This is a genomic window from Frankia sp. AiPs1 (assembly GCF_023716945.1).
Taxonomy (GTDB): Bacteria; Actinomycetota; Actinomycetes; order Frankiales; family Frankiaceae; genus Frankia.
Window position 1 is genome coordinate 1 of sequence record NZ_JAMQQF010000766.1, and the last position, 2234, is coordinate 2234.

Annotated in this window: 2 protein-coding genes; both read left to right on the plus strand. The window is 70.5% G+C overall.

All coding sequences use genetic code 11. The annotated features are described in order from the left end of the window. On the plus strand, nucleotides 1–1172 hold a 1172-nt coding region (secD, locus tag ND748_RS30425), incomplete at its 5' end, for a protein translocase subunit SecD (protein WP_251749708.1). 3 nt (nucleotides 1173–1175) lie between these two features. Then, the coding region (gene secF, locus ND748_RS30430; RefSeq protein ID WP_251749710.1) for a protein translocase subunit SecF at nucleotides 1176–2234 on the plus strand (1059 nt) is incomplete at its 3' end.

The following is a 2234-nucleotide window of genomic DNA, read 5'->3' on the forward strand; positions in this document are numbered from 1 at the left end:
CCCCGGCACCGGCAGCCGGCGCCGCCTCTTCCGCGGACACGCCGCCGGCGGCCGCGGTCGCCCAGTTCGACGCGCTGACCTGTGCGGCCACCGACGTGCGCAGGGCGGCGGTCAGCACCGACCGGCCCCAGGACTGGACCGCCGCCTGCGACCGGGACGGGGCGACCAAGTACCTGCTCAAGCCGGCGTCCGTCGTCGGGACCGACGTGAAGACGGCCTCCGCCGGCCTGCAGGGCGGCGGCGGCACCACCGGCGTCACCACCGGCCAGTGGGTGGTCAACGTCGACTTCACCGGCTCCGGCCAGAGCAAGTTCACCAAGCTCACGGAGAACACGATCGGTAAGCAGGTCGCCATCGTGCTCGACGGCGTGGTGCAGTCGGCGCCGCAGACCAACGAGCGCATCGCAGGGACCGCGCAGATCTCCGGATCCTTCGGCCAGTCCGAGGCGGAGGACCTCGCCAACGTCCTGCGCTACGGCGCGCTGCCGCTGGCGTTCGAACGGTCCCAGGCCGAGTCGATCTCGCCGACGCTGGGCCGCGACTCGCTGCACGGCGGGCTGCTCGCCGGGGCCATCGGGCTGGCGCTGGTCGTCGCCTACTCGTTCCTGTACTACCGGGCGCTGGGCATCGTGGTGGTCGCCTCGCTGGCGGTCAGTGGGGCGATCATTTACGCCTCGGTGGTGCTGCTGGGCGCCGCGATCGGCTTCACCCTGACCCTCGCCGGCATCGCCGGTCTGATCGTGTCGATCGGCGTCACCGCGGACTCGTTCGTCGTCTACTTCGAACGGATCAAGGACGAGGTGCAGGCGGGCCGGACGGTGCGGGCCGCCGCCGACCGCGCCTGGCCGGCCGCGCGGCGCACGATGCTCTCGGCGGACACGGTCTCGTTCCTCGCCGCCGCCGTGCTTTACATCCTCTCGATCGGTTCGGTGCGCGGGTTCGCGTTCACTCTCGGGTTGTCGACGCTGAGCGACGTGCTGATCATGTTCATCTTCACCCGGCCGATGGTGACCCTGCTGGTGCGGCGCAGACTGTTCTCCGTCAGCCGGTTCTCCGGCCTGAGTCCGAAGACGATCGGTGGCCGGGCTACGGCCGGGCCACCGGCCGCGGCCCCCAGCCGGCCGCGGCTGGCCAAGCGGCCGGCGCCGGCCGGGCAGAAGCGGGAGAGCTGACAGATGGCACTGCTCGGGCGGATCTACCGCAGCGACTTCCACGTCGACTTCGTCGGCCGTCGCCGGGTCTGGTACGCGGTCTCCGGCATCATCATCGTCATCTGTGCCGTGAGTATGATCTTCCGCGGGTTCACCCTGGGCATCGAGTTCTCCGGCGGCGCGGTCTTCCAGTTGCCCAGCCATGGCGGCACCGTCGAACAGGTCGAGCAGACCCTCTCCAGCGTCGGTATCGATCCGGCCGACGGCGTGGTCCAGCAGCTCGAGACCTCCAAGCAGTTCCGGGTGCAGACCCCCACCCTGTCCGACGCCCAGACCGACAAGCTGACGGACGCGCTGGCCAAGCGGTTCTCCGTGGCCAACCCGGACCGCGACATCGCGGTGTCCACGGTCGGCTCCTCGTGGGGCTCGACGATCACCAAGAAGGCCATCCAGGGGCTGGTCGTCTTCCTGGTGCTCGTGATGATCTACCTGTCGGTGCGGTTCGAATGGAAGATGGCGGCGGCCGCGATGGCCGCGCTCGTCCACGACCTCGTCGTCACCATGGGCGTCTACTCCATCGTCGGATTCGAGGTGACGCCGTCGACGGTGATCGCCGTGCTGACCATCCTCGGCTTCTCGCTCTATGACACGGTGGTGGTGTTCGACCGGGTGCGGGAGAACACCGCGGGGATAGCGACGGCCAACCGCCGCACCTATGCCGAGGCGACGAACGACGCGCTGAACGAGACGCTGGTTCGTTCCCTCAACACCTCGCTCATCGCCCTCATCCCGGTGGCGTCGCTGCTGTTCGTCGGCGCCGGGCTGCTGGGCGCGGGCACGCTGAAGGACCTCGCGCTCGCCCAGTTCGTCGGGATCGCCTCCGGCACCTATTCGTCGCTGTTCTTCGCCACGCCCCTGCTGGTCGACCTCAAGCGGGGTGAGCCGGCGGTGCGGGCCCTCGATGCCCGGGTCGCCCGGGAGCGGGGCAAGCGCGCACGCGCCGCCGAGTCCACCCCGGCCGGCCCGGGGACGCCAGGCGGCACTCCAGCGCGGGGGGAGACGGCATCGGACGAGGTGGTGGCC